The sequence below is a fragment of the Janibacter corallicola NBRC 107790 genome, assembly GCF_001570965.1.
GTDB lineage: Bacteria > Actinomycetota > Actinomycetes > Actinomycetales > Dermatophilaceae > Janibacter > Janibacter corallicola.
Genome location: NZ_BCSR01000003.1, coordinates 16,778 through 34,578 on the forward strand (window position 1 = coordinate 16,778; position 17,801 = coordinate 34,578).

Here is a 17,801-nt window from a genome sequence, read left to right on the forward strand (position 1 = left end):
GGCCGCGACGGGCGCTTGTGTAAACTTTCACAAGCGCCCCGGGAGCGGGTGCGCTTCCCGTTCGATACGACAGAATGAAGTCCATGACGAGCACCCCATCCGCGGCGGCGAGGCCGGCAGCGGCCTTCCGTGTCATGGTGCGCGGGGCCTTCGTGCCCAGCACCGTCGCGGGCCTGCTGGCCGCCCTGGGCTTCCTGGTCGTCTCGGGCCCCGGCAGCGGGCTCTCGGCACTCTTCGGGGTGCTCGTCGCGGTGGCCTTCTTCGCCTCGGGCTTCCTCCTCATGGCGCGCATGGTGCGTGAGGCCAGCCCGATGCTCTTCATGGCCGCGGCCCTCAGCGTCTACATGGGCCAGATGATCGTCCTCCTGCTCGTCTTCATGGGCAGCCGTTCCATCGAGGGCCTCGACGGAGTCGCCGTCGGGGTGAGCATCCTCGTGGTGGCGCTCGTGTGGCAGGGGGCCTCGATGCTGGCCTGGCGACGCGCCCGCAACCCCGTGTACGACACGACGTCGGAGTCCGGTACCCTTTCTCCCGGCGCCCAAAGCCACGCGCACGCGCATGGCCGCGATGTGGCCGCGCAGGAGCGTCCGACCGCGACCACGAGCAATCAGACCAAGGAGAGGCTGTGAGCCCCACCGTGCTGCATGCGCACGCTCAGACTGGTGTTGCAACCGTTGCCAGTGAGTTCCAGGCTCCGGGACCCTCGGACTTCTGGCAGCCCCTCGTCGGCGACGGCGCCTGGGCCCTGACCCGGCCCGGCGTCATGATGCTGATCTCGGTCCTCGTGCTCGGCGTCTTCTACGTGACGCTCTCGAAGCGGCTGACGGTCGTGCCCAGCAAGACGCAGTGGCTCGCCGAGGGCGTCTACGGCTTCGCTCGCGACACCATCGGTCGCGACATCATCGGGGCCCGCGACTTCCGGCCCTTCATCCCCTTCATCTTCACGCTGTTCACGCTGATCCTGCTGAACAACCTCATGGGGATCATCCCGATCATCCAGTACCCGTCGCTGAGCCGCATCGGTATCCCGATCGCGCTGACGGCGATCGTCTACGTCGTCTACCAGGCGGTCGGGATCAAGCGGAAGGGCGGCTTCCTCGGCTGGGTCAAGTCCATGGTGCCCCCGGGCCTGCCGGCGTGGATCGTGCCGATGATGTTCGTGCTGGAGCTGATGCGCTTCTTCATCACCCAGCCCGTCACGCTCGCCCTGCGAATCTTCGGCAACATGTTCGCCGGGCACCTGATGCTGCTGCTCTTCTCCCTCGGTGGGGAGTACCTGCTGCTGCACGGGAGCAACGTGGGCCTGCAGGCCGCAGGCATCCTCTCGTTCCTCGTCTTCATCGTGATGACCGCCTTCGAGCTGCTGATCGCGGTGCTCCAGGCATTCATCTTCGCCCTGCTCGCCGCGCTGTACATCGGGGACGCCGTCTCCGACGGTCACTGAGCCGAGCACCGACAACTTCATAGCTTTCACCACCAACGACACCCGGGCGCCCGCCCGGTGTGCCAACGAAAGGAAAAGGGAGACATGGAAGGCAACATCGCATTCCTCGGCTACGGCCTCTCGGCGATCGGCCCGGGCATCGGCATCGGCCTGATCTTCGCCGCCTACATCAACGGCGTCGCCCGTCAGCCCGAGGCCCGCGGCATGCTGCAGACCATCGCGTTCACCGGATTCGCGCTCGCCGAGGCGCTGGCTCTCTTCGGCCTCGTCTTCGCGTTCGTCTTCCAGTGAGCCGATCGTCGGCACCAGTAACCCTGTCCCTGCACTAGGTAAGGAAGTGACGTGAACACAGCATCCGTCACCGCGGCCGAGGAGTCTGACTCCTTCTGGAGCCAGGCCGTGCCGATCATCCCGCACCCCGCGGAGCTGATCATCGGCCTCATCGCGTTCGGCATCCTCTACTGGCTGTACCAGTCGAAGGTCGTCCCGGCGCTGGAGCGTGTCTACCAGGAGCGTGCCGCTGCCATCGAGGGGCGCATGGAGTCGGCCCAGCGCGCCGAGGCAGAGGCAGAGGAAGCCAAGGCCAGGTACGAGGCCCAGCTCTCCGACGCCCGTGCCGAGGCCGGCCGCATCCGCGAGGAGGCACGCGCCGAGGGCGCGAACATCGTCGCGGAGATGCGGGGCCAGGCCCAGGAGGAGGCCAACCGCATCACGGAGTCCGCGCACAAGCAGATCGAGGCCGAGCGCCAGCAGGCGGCGGTCTCCCTTCGCGGCGAGGTGGGACGTATCTCGACCGACCTCGCGGGGCGCATCGTCGGCCACGAGCTGCAGGACTCCGAGAGCCGGAAGGGTCTGATCGACCGGTTCCTGACGGACCTCGAGTCCGGTCAGGTCCAGCCCGAGAAGGTCGGCAGCGCGGCGCCGACCCCGACGGGTGAGGCCTGATGCAGGGATCCTCCCGTGACGCCGTCCTCGAGAGCCGCCCCGCTCTCGAGACGGCCCTCACCCACGGCCGTCCGGCTGCGCTGTCTGAGGACCTCTTCGCCATTACCGGGCTGCTCGACGAGCAGGCGACCCTGCGTCGCACCCTCGTCGACCCGACCCGGGAGGGCTCCGGCAAGGGCGAGCTGATCGCCCGGCTCCTCGGCGGCCAGGTGGGCGAGGACGCGGTCTCCATCGTCTCCACGATGGTGGCCCAGCGGTGGTCGCGCGAGCGCGACCTCACCGACACCATCGAGCGGTTCGCCGTCGAGGCCCTGCTGAAGGGGGCCGAGGAGGCAGGCGCGATCGAGCAGGTCGAGGACGAGCTCTTCCGCTTCGAGCGGGTCGTCGCCGGCGACGCCGCGCTGCGTGACGCGCTGGGCAACCGTGCGGGCGACCCCCACGGCAAGGCCGAGCTCGTCTCCCGGCTGCTGCAGGGCAAGGCGCAGGAGCAGACGGTCGCCCTGGCCCGGCAGGCGGTGCTCGCCCCGCGCGGACGCCGCTTCGACCGCACCGTCGAGGAGTACCTCGACATCGCCGCGGAGCGTCGCCAGCAGCTCACGGCCATCGTCACCACCGCCGGTGACCTCGGCGAGGAGCAGCGCACCCGGCTCGCCACCGCCCTGCAGCGCACCTACGGCACGGCCGTGCTGCTGCAGGTCGTCGTCGACGAGTCGGTCGTGGGCGGCATCCACGTCCAGATCGGTGACGAGGTCGTCGACGGCACCGTCGCACGCCGCCTCGACGAGACCCGACGCCACCTGGCCGGCTGACGGCCGACGAGCGACCCACCATGCAGACCACCGAATCGGCCCGTTCGACGGCCGGCACCAAGGAGAAGAGATCATGACGGAGCTTTCGATCCGTCCGGAGGAGATCCGGGACGCCCTGGACGGCTACGTCCAGTCCTACACGCCGGGCGCGGCCTCCCGCGAAGAGGTCGGCCGTGTCACCGACACCGGTGACGGCATCGCCCACGTCGAGGGCCTGCCCTCGGCGATGACGAATGAGCTGCTGGAGTTCGAGGACGGCACCCTCGGCATCGCGCTGAACCTCGACGTCCACGAGATCGGTGTCGTCGTCCTCGGTGAGTTCTCCAACATCGAGGAGGGCCAGGAGGTCAAGCGCACCGGCGAGGTCCTCTCCGTGCCCATCGGCGACAACTTCCTCGGTCGCGTCGTCAACCCGCTCGGCCAGCCGATCGACGGCCTCGGTGACATCGAGTCCGAGGGCCGTCGCGCCCTCGAGCTGCAGGCACCGAGCGTCGTGGAGCGCAAGTCGGTCCACGAGCCGCTGCAGACCGGTCTGAAGGCCGTCGACGCGATGACCCCGATCGGTCGTGGCCAGCGTCAGCTGATCATCGGTGACCGCCAGACGGGCAAGACCACCGTCGCGGTCGACACGATCATCAACCAGAAGCAGGCCTGGGAGACGGGCGACCCGGACAAGCAGGTCCGCTGCATCTACGTCGCGATCGGTCAGAAGGGCTCGACGATCGCCTCCGTCAAGGGCAGCCTCGAGGAGGCCGGCGCGATGGAGTACACCACCATCGTCGCGGCCCCGGCCTCGGACTCCGCGGGGTTCAAGTACCTCGCCCCCTTCGCCGGCTCCGCCATCGGCCAGCACTGGATGTACCAGGGCAAGCACGTGCTCATCGTCTTCGACGACCTGAGCAAGCAGGCCGAGGCCTACCGTGCGATGTCGCTGCTGCTGCGCCGCCCGCCGGGCCGTGAGGCCTACCCGGGTGACGTCTTCTACCTGCACTCCCGGATGCTGGAGCGCTGCGCGAAGCTCTCCGACGAGATGGGTGCGGGCTCGATGACCGGTCTGCCGATCATCGAGACGAAGGCCGGTGACGTCTCGGCGTACATCCCGACCAACGTCATCTCGATCACCGACGGCCAGATCTACCTGCAGGCCGACCTCTTCAACTCCGACGTCCGCCCCGCCATCGACGTGGGTGTCTCGGTCTCGCGCGTCGGTGGTGACGCGCAGATCAAGCCGATGAAGAAGGTCGCCGGCCGGCTCAAGCTCGACCTGGCCCAGTACCGCTCCCTCGAGGCCTTCGCGATGTTCGCCTCCGACCTGGACCCGGCCTCCAAGCAGCAGCTGGCCCGAGGCGCCCGCCTCGTCGAGCTGCTCAAGCAGAAGCAGGCCGACCCGTACCCGGTCGAGGACCAGGTCGTCTCCATCTGGGCCGGGAGCACCGGCCGACTGGACGACATCGCGGTGGGGGACATCTCCCGCTTCGAGTCCGAGCTCATCGACTACATGCACCGCAACCACCAGGACCTGCTCGACGCGCTGCGCGAGCGCCAGGACTGGGAGGACTCGACCCAGCAGGCGCTGGCGGAGGCCTTCGACGGCTTCCGGCCGACCTTCGTCGGCTCGGCGGACGACGACGTGCCGCTGGGGTCCGGGGAGGGCGACGGCTCGGAGGCCCAGGACTCCGACCAGGAGCAGATCGTCAAGCAGAAGAAGTGATCTCCGCCGGTCGGGCGCCCACCTCGGGCGCCCGACCGGGAGAGTCACCCCAGGTACACCACCGGCCACCACGCCGGCCACGACCCACCAGAGAGGCGGAAGCACATGGGAGCGCAGATCCGGGAGTACCGGCAGCGCATCCGGTCCGTCAGTGCGACCAAGAAGATCACCAGGGCCATGGAGCTCATGGCGGCCTCGCGCGTCGTGCGGGCCCAGCAGGCGGTGCGTGAGTCCACGCCGTACGCGCGCGCGCTCACGCGGGCCGCGTCCGCGGTGGCCACGTACTCCGACGAGGCCCACCCGCTGACGACGGAGAAGGAGGACGTCCGGCGCGCCGCGCTCGTCGTCATCGCCGCCGACCGCGGGCTGGCCGGTGGGTACAACGCGAACGCCCTCAAGGAGGCCGAGGCGGTCGCGGCCCGGCTGCGGGACGAGGGCAAGGAGGTCGTGCCGTACCTCGTGGGTCGGCGCGCGGTGTCCTACTACTCCTTCCGAAAGCGGGACTACGCCGCCGAGTGGACCGGGTTCACCGAGAAGCCGGCCTTCGAGGACGCCCGGCGCATCGGCGAGCGGCTCACGGAGGACTTCATCAGGGACACCGAGGACGGGGGAGTGGACGAGGTCCACGTCGTCTTCACCCGGTTCGTCTCGATGGTCTCCCAGGTACCCGAGGTCATCCGGCTGCTGCCGCTCGAGGTCGTCGAGGGTGTCGAGGAGCCGGACGCCGACGAGGTCTTCCCGCTCTACGAGTTCGAGCCCAGCGCGGAAGAGCTGCTCGACACGCTGCTGCCGCGCTACGTCAACGCGCGCATCTTCAACTGCCTCCTCCAGGCAGCTGCCTCCGAGCTCGCGGCGCGCCAGCGCGCCATGAAGTCGGCGACCGACAACGCCGAAGAGCTCATCAAGAAGTACACCCGGCTGGCCAACCAGGCCCGTCAGGCCGAGATCACCCAGGAGATCTCGGAGATCTCCGGCGGCGCCAGCGCCCTGGCCGAGTCCAAGTGAGAAGGTAGAGAGAACCCATGACTGCCACCGTGACCGAAGAGAACACCACCACTGCGGGTGGGGTCGGGCGCATCTCCCGCGTCACCGGCCCGGTCGTCGACGTCGAGTTCAGCGTCGACACCATGCCCGACCAGTACAACCTGCTGACCACCGAGGTCGCCATCGCGGCCGACGAGGAGCCGCACACGGTCAACCTCGAGGTCGCCCAGCACATCGGCGACAACATGGTTCGCGCCATCTCGCTGCAGCCGACCGATGGTCTCGTGCGCGGCGCCCGCGTCCAGGACACCGGCGGCCCGATCACCGTGCCGGTCGGCGACATCACCCTGGGCAAGGTCTTCAACGCCACCGGTGACTGCCTGAACCTCGAGGAGGGCGAGCGCCTCGAGGTGAACGAGCGGTGGGGCATCCACCGCCAGGCCCCGCCCTTCGACCAGCTGGAGTCCAAGACCCAGATGTTCGAGACGGGCATCAAGGTCATCGACCTGCTCACTCCCTACGTCCAGGGTGGCAAGATCGGCCTCTTCGGTGGTGCCGGTGTCGGCAAGACCGTGCTCATCCAGGAGATGATCGCCCGAGTCGCCCGCGACCACGGCGGTGTCTCCGTCTTCGCCGGAGTCGGCGAGCGCACCCGTGAGGGCAACGACCTCATGGTCGAGATGGAGGAGGCCGGCGTCCTCGGCCAGACCGCACTGGTCTTCGGCCAGATGGACGAGCCGCCGGGCACCCGCCTGCGCGTCGCCCTGTCCGCGCTGACGATGGCGGAGTACTTCCGTGACGTCAAGGAGCAGGACGTGCTGCTCTTCATCGACAACATCTTCCGCTTCACCCAGGCCGGCCAGGAGGTCTCCACGCTGCTCGGCCGCATGCCCTCCGCCGTGGGCTACCAGCCGACGCTGGCCGACGAGATGGGCACGCTGCAGGAGCGCATCACCTCCACCCGTGGTCACTCGATCACCTCGATGCAGGCGATCTACGTGCCCGCCGACGACTACACCGACCCGGCGCCGGCGACCACCTTCGCCCACCTGGACGCGACCACGGAGCTCTCCCGTGAGATCGCCTCCAACGGCATCTACCCGGCCGTGGACCCGCTGACCTCGACCAGCCGCATCCTCGACCGGCGCTACATCAGAGAGGACCACTACGACACCGCGGTGCGGGTCAAGTCCATCCTCCAGCGCAACAAGGAGCTGCAGGACATCATCGCGATCCTCGGTATCGACGAGCTCTCCGAGGAGGACAAGATCCTCGTCGGCCGCGCCCGTCGCATCGAGCGGTTCCTCTCGCAGAACACCTACGTGGCCAAGCAGTTCACCGGTCTCGAGGGCTCGACCGTCCCGCTCGCGGAGACGATCGAGGCCTTCACGAAGATCGCCGACGGCGAGTACGACCACGTCGGTGAGCAGGCCTTCTTCATGTGCGGTGGCCTCGACGACGTCGAGCGCCAGTGGGCGGAGATCCAGGAGAACATCTGATCCACCCGTCCCGGTGAGCAGCGCCCCCTTCGCGATCGGCGAAGGGGGCGCTGCTCACGTGTGCCGGGGCGTCGGGGGCGAGGGCCGACGCATACACTGACCGGCATGACGACGTACGAGGTGTGGGCCCGCCGGCAGCGACGTTCCCAGCTGGCGACACGCACGATGGTCCTCGGGATGGCCGCGGTCAGCTTCGTCGGGCTGGTCATCGCCCGGCTGTGGCCCGTGCAGTCGGTGGACTCGGGCGAGCCGACCTGCCTGCTGCGGATCATGACCGGGCTGCCGTGCCCCGGCTGCGGCATGACGCGCGCGTGGGTGCACCTGGCCCACGGCGACGTGCTCACCGCCTTCGAGTACAACGTCTTCGGCCCGCTCGGCATGGCCGCGGCCGCCGGAGTCCTCGTCTACGTCGTGGTCGCGCTCGTGCGACGACAGCCACCCGAGCGGATCCTGGACCTGGTCAACCCCCGGGTCGCCGCCGTGCTGGTGGCCGTGTGGATCGGCTACTCCGCGGTGCGGATGATCAGCATCGGGATGGGCCAGCCGTACTTCGCGCTCGTCGTCTCCTGAGCCGAGGCGGGGCCGGGACAGTGCGCGGGCTACGATGGGATGAGCAGCCCGCATCCAGAGATGAAGGAACCCGTTAGTGAGCTCCCTCAACGTAGAACTCGTCGCCGCGGACCGGAAGGTCTGGTCCGGTGAGGCCAGCATGGTCAGGGCCCGGACCCAGGAGGGCGAGATCGGCATCATGCCGGGTCACACCCCGCTGCTCGGCGTCCTCATCGTCGGCGACGTCGTCATCTCCGGCGCCGAGGGTGGGGAGTCCCGGTCCGCCCACATCGACGGTGGCTTCCTCTCCGTCGACCACGACACCGTGACGATCGTCGCGGAGACCGTCGAGACGACCCAGGCCTGAGGCCACCTCATGTCGACCCTGCAGACGGTGGAGATGGTCCTCCTCGCAGGGTGCCTGCTGGTCGCGCTCTGGCTCGTCCTGCTGTGGCTTCGCCGCCGCGCCCTGGCCGCGCACGGTCCCGTCTGCCCCAGCGCGGTACGTCTGCCCGGGTCGCCTCGATGGCGGCTCGGGCTGCTTCGTCTGAGCCCGCACGAGCTCGACTGGTTCAGTGTCGGGGGAGTGACCACCCACCCGACCATCTCGTGGGGTCGGGACGGCCTGGACATCTCCACGCCGGGGGAGGAGGACGTGAGCATCCCCGGCCTCCCCGGCGCCGTGTGCGTGCGGCTCACGCTGGCCGAGCAGCCGCTGGCCGACCTCGCCCTCGAGGCGAAGTTCTACCCCGCCGTGCGCTCCTGGCTCGAGTCGGCGCCGCCGGGGCACAACGTCAACGTCACCTGACCCGCGGGACTCACGGTCGCCGGGCGACCCGCACCTCGGTGGAGGTCCGGGCGCGCCGGCCGAGCCTCCCGCCTCGACTCAGCTCTCCTTGGTGCGCCGGCGGCGCTCGGGTGCCTCGCGGCGCCCGCCCGCGGGCTGCCACAGCACGTCGCCGCCCGCGTCGAGGTTGGCCACCCGGGCGAGGATGAAGAGCAGGTCCGAGAGCCGGTTCAGGTAGGTCGTCGTCAGCGGGTTCACGCCGCCGACCTCGTCCCCCTTCGCCTCCTCGGTGCCGTGGGCCTCCCGCGCCGCCCAGGCCGAGCGCTCGGCCCGACGCACGACCGTCGTCGCGTGGTGCAGGTGCGCCGAGCCGGCGGTGCCCCCCGGGAGGATGAAGGAGCGCAGCGGCTCGACCATCTCCAGGTAGCGGTCGCAGGCGGCCTCGAGCTCGTCGACCCACTCCTGCTGCACGCGCAGCGGCGGGAACTTCGGCTCGACCTGCAGGGGGGTGGACAGGTCCGCCCCGACGTCGAAGAGGTCGTTCTGCACCCGCGTCAGGGTGGCGACGACCTCCTCGGAGAGTCCACCCGTGGCGATGGCGATCCCGATGATCGCGTTGGCCTCGTTGGCGTCGGCGTAGGCCTGCAGCCGGGGATCGGTCTTGCGGGTGCGGCTGAAGTCGCCGAGCGCGGTGCTGCCCTCGTCGCCGGTGCGGGTGTAGATCTTCGTGAGGTTGACCATGTCCGTCATCGTCGCAGACCGCCTCGAGACGTGAGCGTGACCACATCGTGACAGCGTCGCTACAGACTTATCCGGGTCCCTCGGGCAACACTGATCGCACAGGGATTGCAGGAGCAGGGGAAGGCGGTGACCACCGTGAATCCGGTCTCGTCACTGACACCGGTGGGTGATGACTGCACGACGCGGGTTCGGGTCTCGATCCCGTTCGATCGACGCAACAGTGCGGATCTGCGACAGGGGCTGATCGCGGCGCTGGACGAAGGGAGCGGGTCGATCCTCGTCGACCTGTCCGAGACGACCGTCATCGACCACGTCGGCTTCACGACGCTGGTCGCCGCGCACGCCCGGGCGGCGCGCGCCGGTCGCCGGCTGCGCTTCAGCGGCCCGGACGAGCGCACCACCCGGCTGCTGCGCCGGGCCGGTCTGGTCCGGCTCATCGACGAGGAGGGCCGCGGCGGAGCCACCCGGGAGGGGTCCCGGCGCGGCGGCGCCGGCTTCGACCGGACCGTGGGCCCGGAGCGGCCGCGACTGCGGGTGGCGACGGGCTGACCCCCTTCGCCGCCATGCGGGTGGCCGGTGTGGTGGTCTTCACCTCCCGAGGGTCTGTGCCGGAGCGGCCGCCCCCGGTACGTTGCGAGCATGGCCGACAGCACCGATGCCCCGACTCCCGCCGCGGAGGCGAAGCGCCGCGAGCGTGACCGCCCGTGGGTGATGCGCACCTACGCCGGACACTCCAGCGCCGCCGCGTCCAACGAGCTCTACCGACGCAACCTCGCCAAGGGCCAGACCGGGCTCTCGGTCGCCTTCGACCTGCCCACGCAGACCGGGTACGACCCCGACCACGTGCTCAGCCGCGGTGAGGTGGGCAAGGTCGGGGTGCCGATCAGCCACATCGGGGACATGCGCCGGCTGTTCGACCAGATCCCGCTCGGCGAGATGAACACCTCGATGACGATCAACGCCACGGCGATGTACCTGCTCGCGATGTACCAGGTCGCGGCGGAGGAGCAGGCCGAGGCCGCGGGGGAGGACCCCGCCGAGATCGTCGCGAAGCTCTCCGGCACCACCCAGAACGACATCATCAAGGAGTACCTGAGCCGCGGGACCTACGTCTTCCCGCCCGGGCCCTCGATGCGCCTGATCACCGACATGGTCAGCTACACGGTGAACACCATCCCGAAGTGGAACCCGACCAACGTCTGCAGCTACCACCTGCAGGAGGCGGGGGCGACCCCCGTCCAGGAGATCGCCTACGCCCTGTCGACCGCGACCGCGGTGCTCGACGCGGTGCGCGACTCCGGCCGGGTGCCGGAGGAGGACTTCGGCCGGGTCTTCGGGCGGATCTCCTTCTTCGTCAACGCCGGGGTGCGTTTCGTCGAGGAGATGGCCAAGATGCGTGCCTTCGTCCAGCTCTGGGACGAGATCGCCCGGGAGCGCTACGGGGTGACCGAGCCCAAGCAACGCCGCTTCCGCTACGGCGTCCAGGTCAACAGTCTCGGCCTGACCGAGGCGCAGCCGGAGAACAACATCCAGCGCATCGTCCTCGAGATGCTCGCCGTGACGCTGAGCAAGGACGCCCGCGCCCGCGCGGTGCAGCTGCCGGCGTGGAACGAGGCGCTCGGTCTGCCGCGGCCGTGGGACCAGCAGTGGGCGCTGCGCCTGCAGCAGGTGCTCGCCTACGAGTCCGACCTGCTCGAGTACGACGACCTCTTCACCGGCTCCCCGGTCGTGGAGGCGAAGGTCGCCGAGCTCGTCGAGGGCGCCAAGGCCGAGATGGACCGCATCCAGGAGATGGGCGGTGCCGTGCCGGCCGTCGAGTCGGGCTACATGAAGTCCGCGCTCGTGGCCAGCCACTCCCTTCGCCGGCAGCGCATCGAGGCCGGCGAGGACGTCGTCGTCGGCGTCAACAAGTACGAGACCACCGAGCCGAACCCGCTGACCGCCGACCTGGACACCGCCATCCAGACCGTCGACGAGGGCGTCGAGGAGGCCGCCATCGAGGCCGTGCGGGCCTGGCGGTCCGAGCGCGACGAGGACCCCGAGCGCGGTCCGCGCGCCGCGGCGGCGCTCGCCCGACTGCGCGAGGTCGCCGCCACCGAGGAGAACCTCATGGAGGCCTCGCTGGAGTGCGCCCGCGCCGGCGTCACCGTCGGCGAGTGGGCCCAGGCGCTGCGCGAGGTGTTCGGCGAGTTCCGGGCCCCCACCGGCGTCAGCGGCTCCGTGGGCGTGGCCGACGGCGGCACCGAGGACCTCGTCTCCGTGCGCGAGCGGGTGCGCCGGACCGAGGACGAGCTCGGCGAGAAGCTGCGCGTCCTCGTCGGCAAGCCGGGCCTGGACGGGCACTCCAACGGCGCCGAGCAGATCGCCGTGCGGGCCCGTGACGCGGGCTTCGAGGTCGTCTACCAGGGCATCCGGCTCACGCCGGACCAGATCGTCTCCGCCGCCGTCGCCGAGGACGTGCACCTCGTGGGCGTCTCGATCCTCTCCGGGTCGCACATGGAGCTCGTCCCCGACATCATCGAGGGGCTGCGCGCCCAGGGCGCCGAGGACATCCCCGTCATCGTCGGCGGCATCATCCCGGAGGCCGACGCCGAGCGGCTGCGGGAGATGGGCGTGGCGGCCGTCTTCACCCCGAAGGACTTCGGGCTCAACGAGATCATGGGACGCCTGCTCGACGTCATCCGCGAGGCCCGCGGGATGCCCCTGCCGGAGAGCGTCGAGGCCTGAGGCCCGGTTGGCTCCCTGAGCTGCGCATGCCCGCTGGGGCGTGAGCCTCGAAGGGTGGTGTCGCCCCGCAATGAGGGCGCGGTGCACGGCGGAGGTCTTGGCGCGCACCTGCCGCAACCGGCGCTCCCTGGGGAGGGTGCGTTCGCCGAGCGTCTCGAAGGGACCGCCCTACAGTGGTCCTGTGACCATGCACTGCCCGGCGACCCTGCTGCTCACCTCCGCCCCGACGGACGAAGGGGGCGTGACCGCCCTCGTCGACCGGTTGCGCGGCGAGCTGGTCATGGCCGTCGTGGCGGCACCCGACGTGCCGGGCGCCGCCCGGCTCGCGGAGGTGCTCGACACCTCGCTGGAGACCGACGCGGCCTTCGCGGCGGTGCCGGACCGGGATGCCCTGATGGGTGTCGCCGACCTGCACCGCGGGGAGACCGTCGTCGTGCTGACCCCGGGTCAGGAGGGCTCGGAGGGTGGCTCCGGGGTGCGGAGGGTGGAGCTCGGCGACTCGTTCTGAGGTTCCGGCGCCCCCTTCGCGGTGTCGAAGAGCCGCAGCAGCTCCATGGGGAGGGGGAAGACGACGGTCGAGTTCTGCTCGGCGCCGAGCTCGAGCATCGAGGAGAGGGTGCGCAGGTGCATGGCGCCGGGGTGGGCCTCGATGGTCTTCGCGGCCTCGGCGAGGTTCTCGGCCGCCTCCTGCTCACCGATGGCGTGGATGACCTTGGCGCGGCGGTCGCGCTCGGACTCGGCCTGCCGGGCCATGGCGCGGCGCATGCTCTCCGGGAGCATGACGTCCTTGACCTCGACGATGGTGACCTTGATGCCCCACGGGTTGGTCACCTCGTCGATGATCTGCTGCAGGCGGCTGTTGATCTCCTCGCGCTTGGTCAGCAGGTCGTCCAGGCTCGTCTGCCCGATGATGCTGCGCAGCGTCGTCTGGGCCACCTGCTGGGTGCCGACCCGGTAGTCCTCGATGGCCAGCACGGCGCGGATCGGGTCGACGACGTTGTAGTACGTGACCGCGTTGACCTGGACCGTGACGTTGTCCTTGGTGATGAGGTCCTGCGGCGGGATGTCGTAGGTGTGGGTGCGCAGGTCGATCCGGTGGACCTTGTCCAGGACCGGGGCGACGAGGATGACCCCCGGCCCCTTGGGTGCCTGGATGCGCCCGAGCCGGAAGATCACCGCGCGCTGGTACTCCGGGATGACCCGCACCGTCCGCGTGATCACCCAGATCACGACCAGGGCCGCGATGACGAGCCCGATGAGTGCCGTGTCGATCATGACTCCTCCTTCTCTCGTGGTGATGCCACCGGCTCGACGAGCAGCTCGAGGCGCTCGACCGAGGTGATGCGCACCCGCTGGCCCACCCGCAGGGGAGTGGCCGATCGCGCCGACCACCAGCTGCCCTCGACGAAGACCTGCCCGCTCTCGCCGTCGGCGGAGCGGACGGTGGCGACCTGGCCGGGGAGGACGTCGACGCCGGTGCTGCGCGAGGGGGAGCGGGCGTAGCGGCGCCAGAACCACACGGTGAGCGCGAGGCCGATGACCAGCAGGACCAGGAGGGGCAGCACGAGCCCGACGAGGAGGCCCCAGCCGATCCCGAGCTCCTCGGCGAGCCACGCCAGCAGGTCACCGGGGACGTCTCCCGGGTCCTCGAAGGGGCCGGGGCCACTGCGCCCCGGAGTGCCTGCCATGACTCGCTCCTCGTCGCGGCTGCCTGTGACACAACACTAGTGGGCCCGGGGGGCCCGAGGGTCGGCATCGGGGGTGCCCGGGCGCGCAGGCCGCCTCGCGACCGTGAGCCCCCCAGTGGGTCAGAAGAGGCGGTGCAGGCTCGTGTCGATGCCCTTGAGCTCCTCGTAGTCGAGGGTGACGCAGCGGATGCCGCGGTCCTCGGCGAGGGTGCGCGCCTGCGGCTTGATGACCTGGGCGGCGAAGACACCGGTGACCGGGCGCAGCGCGGGGTCGCGGTTCATCAGCTCGAGGTAGCGGGTCAGCTGCTCGACGCCGTCGATCTCGCCGCGGCGCTTGATCTCCACGGCGATGCTGGCCCCCGTCTCGTCCCGGGCGAGGATGTCGACCGGGCCGATCGCGGTCATGTACTCGCGCCGCACGAGGGAGTAGCCCTCGCCGAGGGTCTCGATGTGCTCGGCGAGGAGCTTCTGCAGGTGGGCCTCGACACCGTCCTTGACGAGGCCGGGGTCGACGCCGAGCTCGTGGCTGGAGTCGTGGTGGACCTCGTGCAGGCGGACCCGCAGGTGGTCCTCGGTCTTGGCGTGCTGGACGTTCCAGACGGCGACGACGCCCTCGGCGGCCTCGGTCTCGTCCGGCTCGACCTCCGCCATCGCGCAGGGCGGTGCCATCCAGTTCAGCGGCTTGTAGGAGCCGCCGTCACTGTGCACGAGGACCGACCCGTCCGCCTTGACGATGAGCAGCCGGGTGGCCAGCGGGAGGTGGGCGTTCAGCCGCCCCTCGTAGTCAACGCTGCAGGTCGCAATCACCACACGCACGCAGCAGACCCTACGGCTCCGACGGGCCGGCGGTGTCATGGGGATCACCTGTGGTCACTCTCACCCCCGCGGGGCCTACCGGGGGAGCGGCCCGACTGCCACAGTTCCCACATGTCTGAATCGCGCTCTCTCGCCGACGCTTTGGTCTTCCCGTACCTGAACCACGCCGCCTCGATGTTCGAGGAGAAGTACGCCTCCCGCGAGGACGTCGACAACGGCATGCGCTTCGGGTGCGGTCTGCCCAAGGGCCCGCTGACCGTCATCGACGAGCTCGGGCTCGAGACGGTGCGGGACGCCCTCGCGGCACGCCACGCCGAGGGCGGGGACCCGCGCCACGAGCCCAACGCGGTCCTCGAGCGCCTCATCGCCGAGGGGCGCACCGGCCGGGCCGCGGGCAAGGGCTTCTACACCTACGACGGTGACGAGGTCGTCGCCGATGACCTGACCCCGGCCGGTGCCGGCGGTGGTGAGGTCCGGCAGATCGAGACCGTCGGTGTCGTCGGCTCCGGCACGATGGCGACCGGCATGATCGAGGTCTTCGCCACCAGCGGCTTCCCCGTGACCTACGTCGCCCGCAGCCAGGAGAAGATCGACGCCGTCGCGGCGAAGATCGCCAAGAACCTCACCCGCAAGGTCGACAAGGGCCGCATGGAGCAGGCCGACGCCGACGCGGCGCTGGCCCGCCTCAACGGCTCCCTCGAGCGCGAGTCCCTCGCCGACGCCGACATCGTCGTCGAGGCCATCGCCGAGGAGATCGGCATCAAGAACCAGCTGTTCGCCGACCTGGACCGCATCTGCAAGGACGGTGCCGTGCTCGCCACGACGACCTCCTCGCTGTCCATCGCCGACCTCGCCGCGCAGACCTCGCGCCCGCAGGACGTCGTGGGGATGCACTTCTTCAATCCCGCCCCGGTGATGAAGCTCGTCGAGGTCATCGACCAGGAGCACACCGGTCAGGACGTCCTCGACACCGTGGTCGACCTGTGCGCGCGCACCCGCAAGGTGCCGGTCCGCTGCTCCGACCGCGCCGGCTTCATCGTCAACGCACTGCTCTTCCCGTACCTCAACGACGCCGTCAAGGCCCACGAGGACGGCCGGGAGCTGGACGAGATCGACACCGCGATCACCGAGGCCTACAGCTACCCGATGGGGCCCTTCGCGCTGCTGGACGTCGTCGGCACGGACGTCGCGCTCGCGATCCAGGAGGAGCTGCTCGGCGAGTTCGGGCACGAGAGCCTCACGCCTGCCGGGACGCTGCGCGAGCTCGTCGCCGCCGGCAAGCTGGGTCGCAAGACCAAGGAAGGCTTCCGCACCTACTGAGCCGCCGGGACGCCCGGTGCGAGGATGAGGACATGCCCCGCTCCAACCGCCGCCGACGTGACGAGCACCGTCCGCTGCGCATGGGGGCGATGTCCTCGCAGACCGTCCAGTCGTGGATGGGCCGCCGCTGGGTCGTGCGCAGCCTGAACGGCACGACCTCGACCCGTGGCTACACCTGCCCGGGGTGCACGCACGACATCGCCCCCGGGACGCCCCACGTCGTCGTCTGGCCCGACGACGGGATGGGCGGCGTCGACGACCGCCGCCACTGGCACAACGCCTGCTGGCGTGCCCGGGACCAGGGCCGCTACGGCCGCTGACCCCCTTGGTCACCCGGGAGAATCATGTGGGGGGGGGCTGGCGTGACGAAGGGGGCCATCCCGGATGTCCGGGATGGCCCCCTTCGTCGTGGGGAAGCGCGGCTCAGGCGTCCTTGAAGCGGTTGATCTGCGTCTCGAACTTCGCGCGCTTGTCCGGGTTGGTGACGCCCAGGCCCTCCTGCGGGGCGAGGGCGAGCACGCCGACCTTGCCCTGGTGCTTGTTGTGGTGCACGTCCAGGGTCGCCTGGCCGACGTCGTCCAGGGAGTAGGTGCGGCTGAGCGTCGGGTGGATCAGGCCACGGTTGATCAGCGCATTCGCCTCCCAGGACTCGCGGTAGTTCGCGAAGTGGCTGGAGATGATGCGCTTGAGGTTCATCCAGAGGTAGCGGTTGTCGTACTCGTGCATGTAGCCCGAGGTCGAGGCGCAGGTGACGATCTTGCCGCCCTTGCGGGTGACGTAGACCGAGGCGCCGAAGGTCTCGCGGCCCGGGTGCTCGAAGACGATGTCCACGTCGTGGCCGCCGGTGAGCTCACGGATCTTCTTGCCGAGGCGCTTCCACTCCTTGGGGTCCTGCTCGGTGCCGTCCTCGTTCCAGAACCTGTACCCCTCGGCCCTGCGGTCGATGATCAGCTCGGCGCCCATGGCGCGGCAGATCTCGGCCTTCTCGGGGGAGGAGACGACGCAGATCGGCTCGGCGCCCGCGGCGAGGGCCATCTGGACGGCGTAGGAGCCGAGCCCGCCGGAGGCGCCCCAGATGAGGACGCGGTCGCCGAGCTTGAGGCTGGCGCCGTTCTTGGAGATCAGCTGGCGGTAGGCGGTGGAGTTGACGAGCCCGGGGGAGGCGGACTCCTCCCAGGTCAGGTGGTCCGGCTTGGGCATCAGCTGGTTGGCCTTGACGATGGCCAGCTCGGCGAGGCCGCCGAAGTTGGTCTCGAAGCCCCAGATGCGCTGCTGCGGGTCCATCATCGTGTCGTCGTGGCCGTCGGCGTCCTCGAGCTCGACGGACAGGCAGTGGGCGACGACCTCCTGCCCGGGCTTCCACTTCGAGACGTGCCCGCCGGTGCGCAGCACCACGCCGGAGAGGTCGGAGCCCATGACGTGGTAGGGCAGGTCGTGGCGCTTGGAGTACTTGTTCAGTCGGCCGTAGCGCTCGAGGAAGCCGAAGGTGGGGGCGGGCTCGAAGATCGAGGTCCACACCGTGTTGAAGTTGATGGCGCTCGCCATCACCGCGACGAGGGCCTCGTCCGGGGCGAGCTCGGGGATCGGCACGTCGTCGATGTGGATGGACTTGCGGGGGTCCTTGTCCCTGCTCGCCATCCCCTGGAACATCTCGATCTCGTCCTTGTGGATCGTGGCGCCGCGGTAGGTCTCGGGGACCGGCAGGTTGGCGTAGGTCTCCTCTGCGCGGTCTCCGGAGAGGATCGCGTCGCGGATCTGGTCCATGGTCATGCAGCTGACTC

Annotated in this window: 21 protein-coding genes; 16 read left to right on the top strand and 5 right to left on the bottom strand. The window is 69.9% G+C overall.

Going from position 1 to position 17,801, the window contains the following annotated elements; genetic code table 11:
* The first annotated feature begins 83 nt into the window (after positions 1–83).
* The 11 genes from JCO01S_RS02100 (at position 84) to JCO01S_RS02150 (ending at position 8,749) form a co-directional block, all read left to right on the top strand.
* On the top strand, positions 84–629 hold the full coding sequence (locus JCO01S_RS02100; RefSeq protein ID WP_068249983.1) for a hypothetical protein: 546 nt from the start codon (positions 84–86) through the stop codon (positions 627–629).
* Positions 626–1,444 carry a F0F1 ATP synthase subunit A gene (gene atpB / locus JCO01S_RS02105; RefSeq protein ID WP_068249985.1) on the top strand — a complete coding sequence of 273 codons (819 nt, stop codon included), beginning with the start codon at positions 626–628 and terminating at the stop codon, positions 1,442–1,444. Before JCO01S_RS02100 ends, atpB begins: the two co-directional genes overlap by 4 nt.
* Before the next feature lie 84 nt (positions 1,445–1,528).
* Positions 1,529–1,735 carry an ATP synthase F0 subunit C gene (atpE, locus tag JCO01S_RS02110; protein ID WP_068249987.1) on the top strand — a complete coding sequence of 69 codons (207 nt, stop codon included), beginning with the start codon at positions 1,529–1,531 and terminating at the stop codon, positions 1,733–1,735.
* 51 nt (positions 1,736–1,786) lie between these two features.
* Positions 1,787–2,389: a F0F1 ATP synthase subunit B gene (locus tag JCO01S_RS02115; RefSeq protein WP_068249995.1), complete on the top strand. Its 603-nt coding sequence runs from the start codon at positions 1,787–1,789 to the stop codon at positions 2,387–2,389.
* Entirely contained in the window at positions 2,389–3,198 is an 810-nt protein-coding gene (locus tag JCO01S_RS02120; RefSeq protein ID WP_068249997.1) for a F0F1 ATP synthase subunit delta, read from the top strand. The genes JCO01S_RS02115 and JCO01S_RS02120 overlap by 1 nt, the downstream gene beginning before the upstream one ends.
* Before the next feature lie 73 nt (positions 3,199–3,271).
* Entirely contained in the window at positions 3,272–4,909 is a 1,638-nt protein-coding gene (gene atpA, locus JCO01S_RS02125) for a F0F1 ATP synthase subunit alpha (protein ID WP_068249999.1), read from the top strand.
* Positions 4,910–5,014: 105 nt separating this feature from the next.
* Complete coding sequence (locus JCO01S_RS02130; RefSeq protein ID WP_068250001.1) at positions 5,015–5,914, top strand: F0F1 ATP synthase subunit gamma; 900 nt, start codon at positions 5,015–5,017, stop codon at positions 5,912–5,914.
* Positions 5,915–5,931: 17 nt separating this feature from the next.
* A complete protein-coding gene (atpD, locus tag JCO01S_RS02135) occupies positions 5,932–7,392 on the top strand; it encodes a F0F1 ATP synthase subunit beta (protein ID WP_068250003.1) in 1,461 nt (486 codons plus the stop codon).
* 105 nt (positions 7,393–7,497) lie between these two features.
* Complete coding sequence (locus JCO01S_RS02140) at positions 7,498–7,962, top strand: DUF2752 domain-containing protein (RefSeq protein WP_068250005.1); 465 nt, start codon at positions 7,498–7,500, stop codon at positions 7,960–7,962.
* A gap of 76 nt (positions 7,963–8,038) precedes the next feature.
* On the top strand, positions 8,039–8,308 hold the full coding sequence (locus JCO01S_RS02145) for a F0F1 ATP synthase subunit epsilon (protein WP_068250007.1): 270 nt from the start codon (positions 8,039–8,041) through the stop codon (positions 8,306–8,308).
* A 9-nt stretch (positions 8,309–8,317) separates the two neighbouring features.
* Positions 8,318–8,749, top strand: coding sequence for a DUF2550 family protein (locus JCO01S_RS02150; protein WP_068250008.1), 432 nt, complete (start codon positions 8,318–8,320; stop codon positions 8,747–8,749).
* 78 nt (positions 8,750–8,827) lie between these two features.
* Here JCO01S_RS02150 and JCO01S_RS02155 read toward each other — a convergent pair whose 3' ends face one another.
* Positions 8,828–9,469 carry a cob(I)yrinic acid a,c-diamide adenosyltransferase gene (locus JCO01S_RS02155; RefSeq protein ID WP_068250311.1) on the bottom strand — a complete coding sequence of 214 codons (642 nt, stop codon included), beginning with the start codon at positions 9,467–9,469 and terminating at the stop codon, positions 8,828–8,830.
* Positions 9,470–9,595: 126 nt separating this feature from the next.
* Here JCO01S_RS02155 and JCO01S_RS02160 point away from each other — a divergent pair, with 126 nt between their 5' ends.
* The 3 genes from JCO01S_RS02160 (at position 9,596) to JCO01S_RS02170 (ending at position 12,704) form a co-directional block, all read left to right on the top strand.
* On the top strand, positions 9,596–10,018 hold the full coding sequence (locus JCO01S_RS02160) for an STAS domain-containing protein (protein ID WP_068250009.1): 423 nt from the start codon (positions 9,596–9,598) through the stop codon (positions 10,016–10,018).
* Positions 10,019–10,108: 90 nt separating this feature from the next.
* Positions 10,109–12,196: a protein meaA gene (locus JCO01S_RS02165; protein ID WP_084342556.1), complete on the top strand. Its 2,088-nt coding sequence runs from the start codon at positions 10,109–10,111 to the stop codon at positions 12,194–12,196.
* Positions 12,197–12,377: 181 nt separating this feature from the next.
* The gene (locus tag JCO01S_RS02170) at positions 12,378–12,704 is read left to right on the top strand and encodes a hypothetical protein (protein WP_068250011.1); all 327 of its coding nucleotides are present in this window, start codon (positions 12,378–12,380) and stop codon (positions 12,702–12,704) included.
* Here the strand turns inward: JCO01S_RS02170 and JCO01S_RS02175 are convergent.
* From JCO01S_RS02175 to nucS, 3 genes are all read right to left on the bottom strand, one after another.
* The gene (locus JCO01S_RS02175; protein WP_068250013.1) at positions 12,644–13,471 is read right to left on the bottom strand and encodes a slipin family protein; all 828 of its coding nucleotides are present in this window, start codon (positions 13,469–13,471) and stop codon (positions 12,644–12,646) included. The two genes, JCO01S_RS02170 and JCO01S_RS02175, sit on opposite strands and share 61 nt — an antisense overlap.
* Complete coding sequence (locus JCO01S_RS02180) at positions 13,468–13,884, bottom strand: NfeD family protein (protein ID WP_068250015.1); 417 nt, start codon at positions 13,882–13,884, stop codon at positions 13,468–13,470. Before JCO01S_RS02180 ends, JCO01S_RS02175 begins: the two co-directional genes overlap by 4 nt.
* Before the next feature lie 120 nt (positions 13,885–14,004).
* On the bottom strand, positions 14,005–14,700 hold the full coding sequence (nucS, locus tag JCO01S_RS02185; protein WP_068250017.1) for an endonuclease NucS: 696 nt from the start codon (positions 14,698–14,700) through the stop codon (positions 14,005–14,007).
* Positions 14,701–14,811: 111 nt separating this feature from the next.
* Between nucS and JCO01S_RS02190 the strand changes: the two genes are divergently transcribed.
* Both JCO01S_RS02190 and JCO01S_RS02195 read left to right on the top strand, forming a co-directional pair.
* On the top strand, positions 14,812–16,020 hold the full coding sequence (locus tag JCO01S_RS02190; RefSeq protein ID WP_068250019.1) for a 3-hydroxyacyl-CoA dehydrogenase family protein: 1,209 nt from the start codon (positions 14,812–14,814) through the stop codon (positions 16,018–16,020).
* Between the two features lie 32 nt (positions 16,021–16,052).
* Entirely contained in the window at positions 16,053–16,340 is a 288-nt protein-coding gene (locus JCO01S_RS02195) for an Rv1322 family protein (RefSeq protein WP_068250022.1), read from the top strand.
* Between the two features lie 103 nt (positions 16,341–16,443).
* Here the strand turns inward: JCO01S_RS02195 and ccrA are convergent, their stop codons facing one another.
* Positions 16,444–17,784 carry a crotonyl-CoA carboxylase/reductase gene (gene ccrA, locus JCO01S_RS02200; RefSeq protein ID WP_068250317.1) on the bottom strand — a complete coding sequence of 447 codons (1,341 nt, stop codon included), beginning with the start codon at positions 17,782–17,784 and terminating at the stop codon, positions 16,444–16,446.
* Between the last annotated feature and the right edge of the window lie 17 nt (positions 17,785–17,801).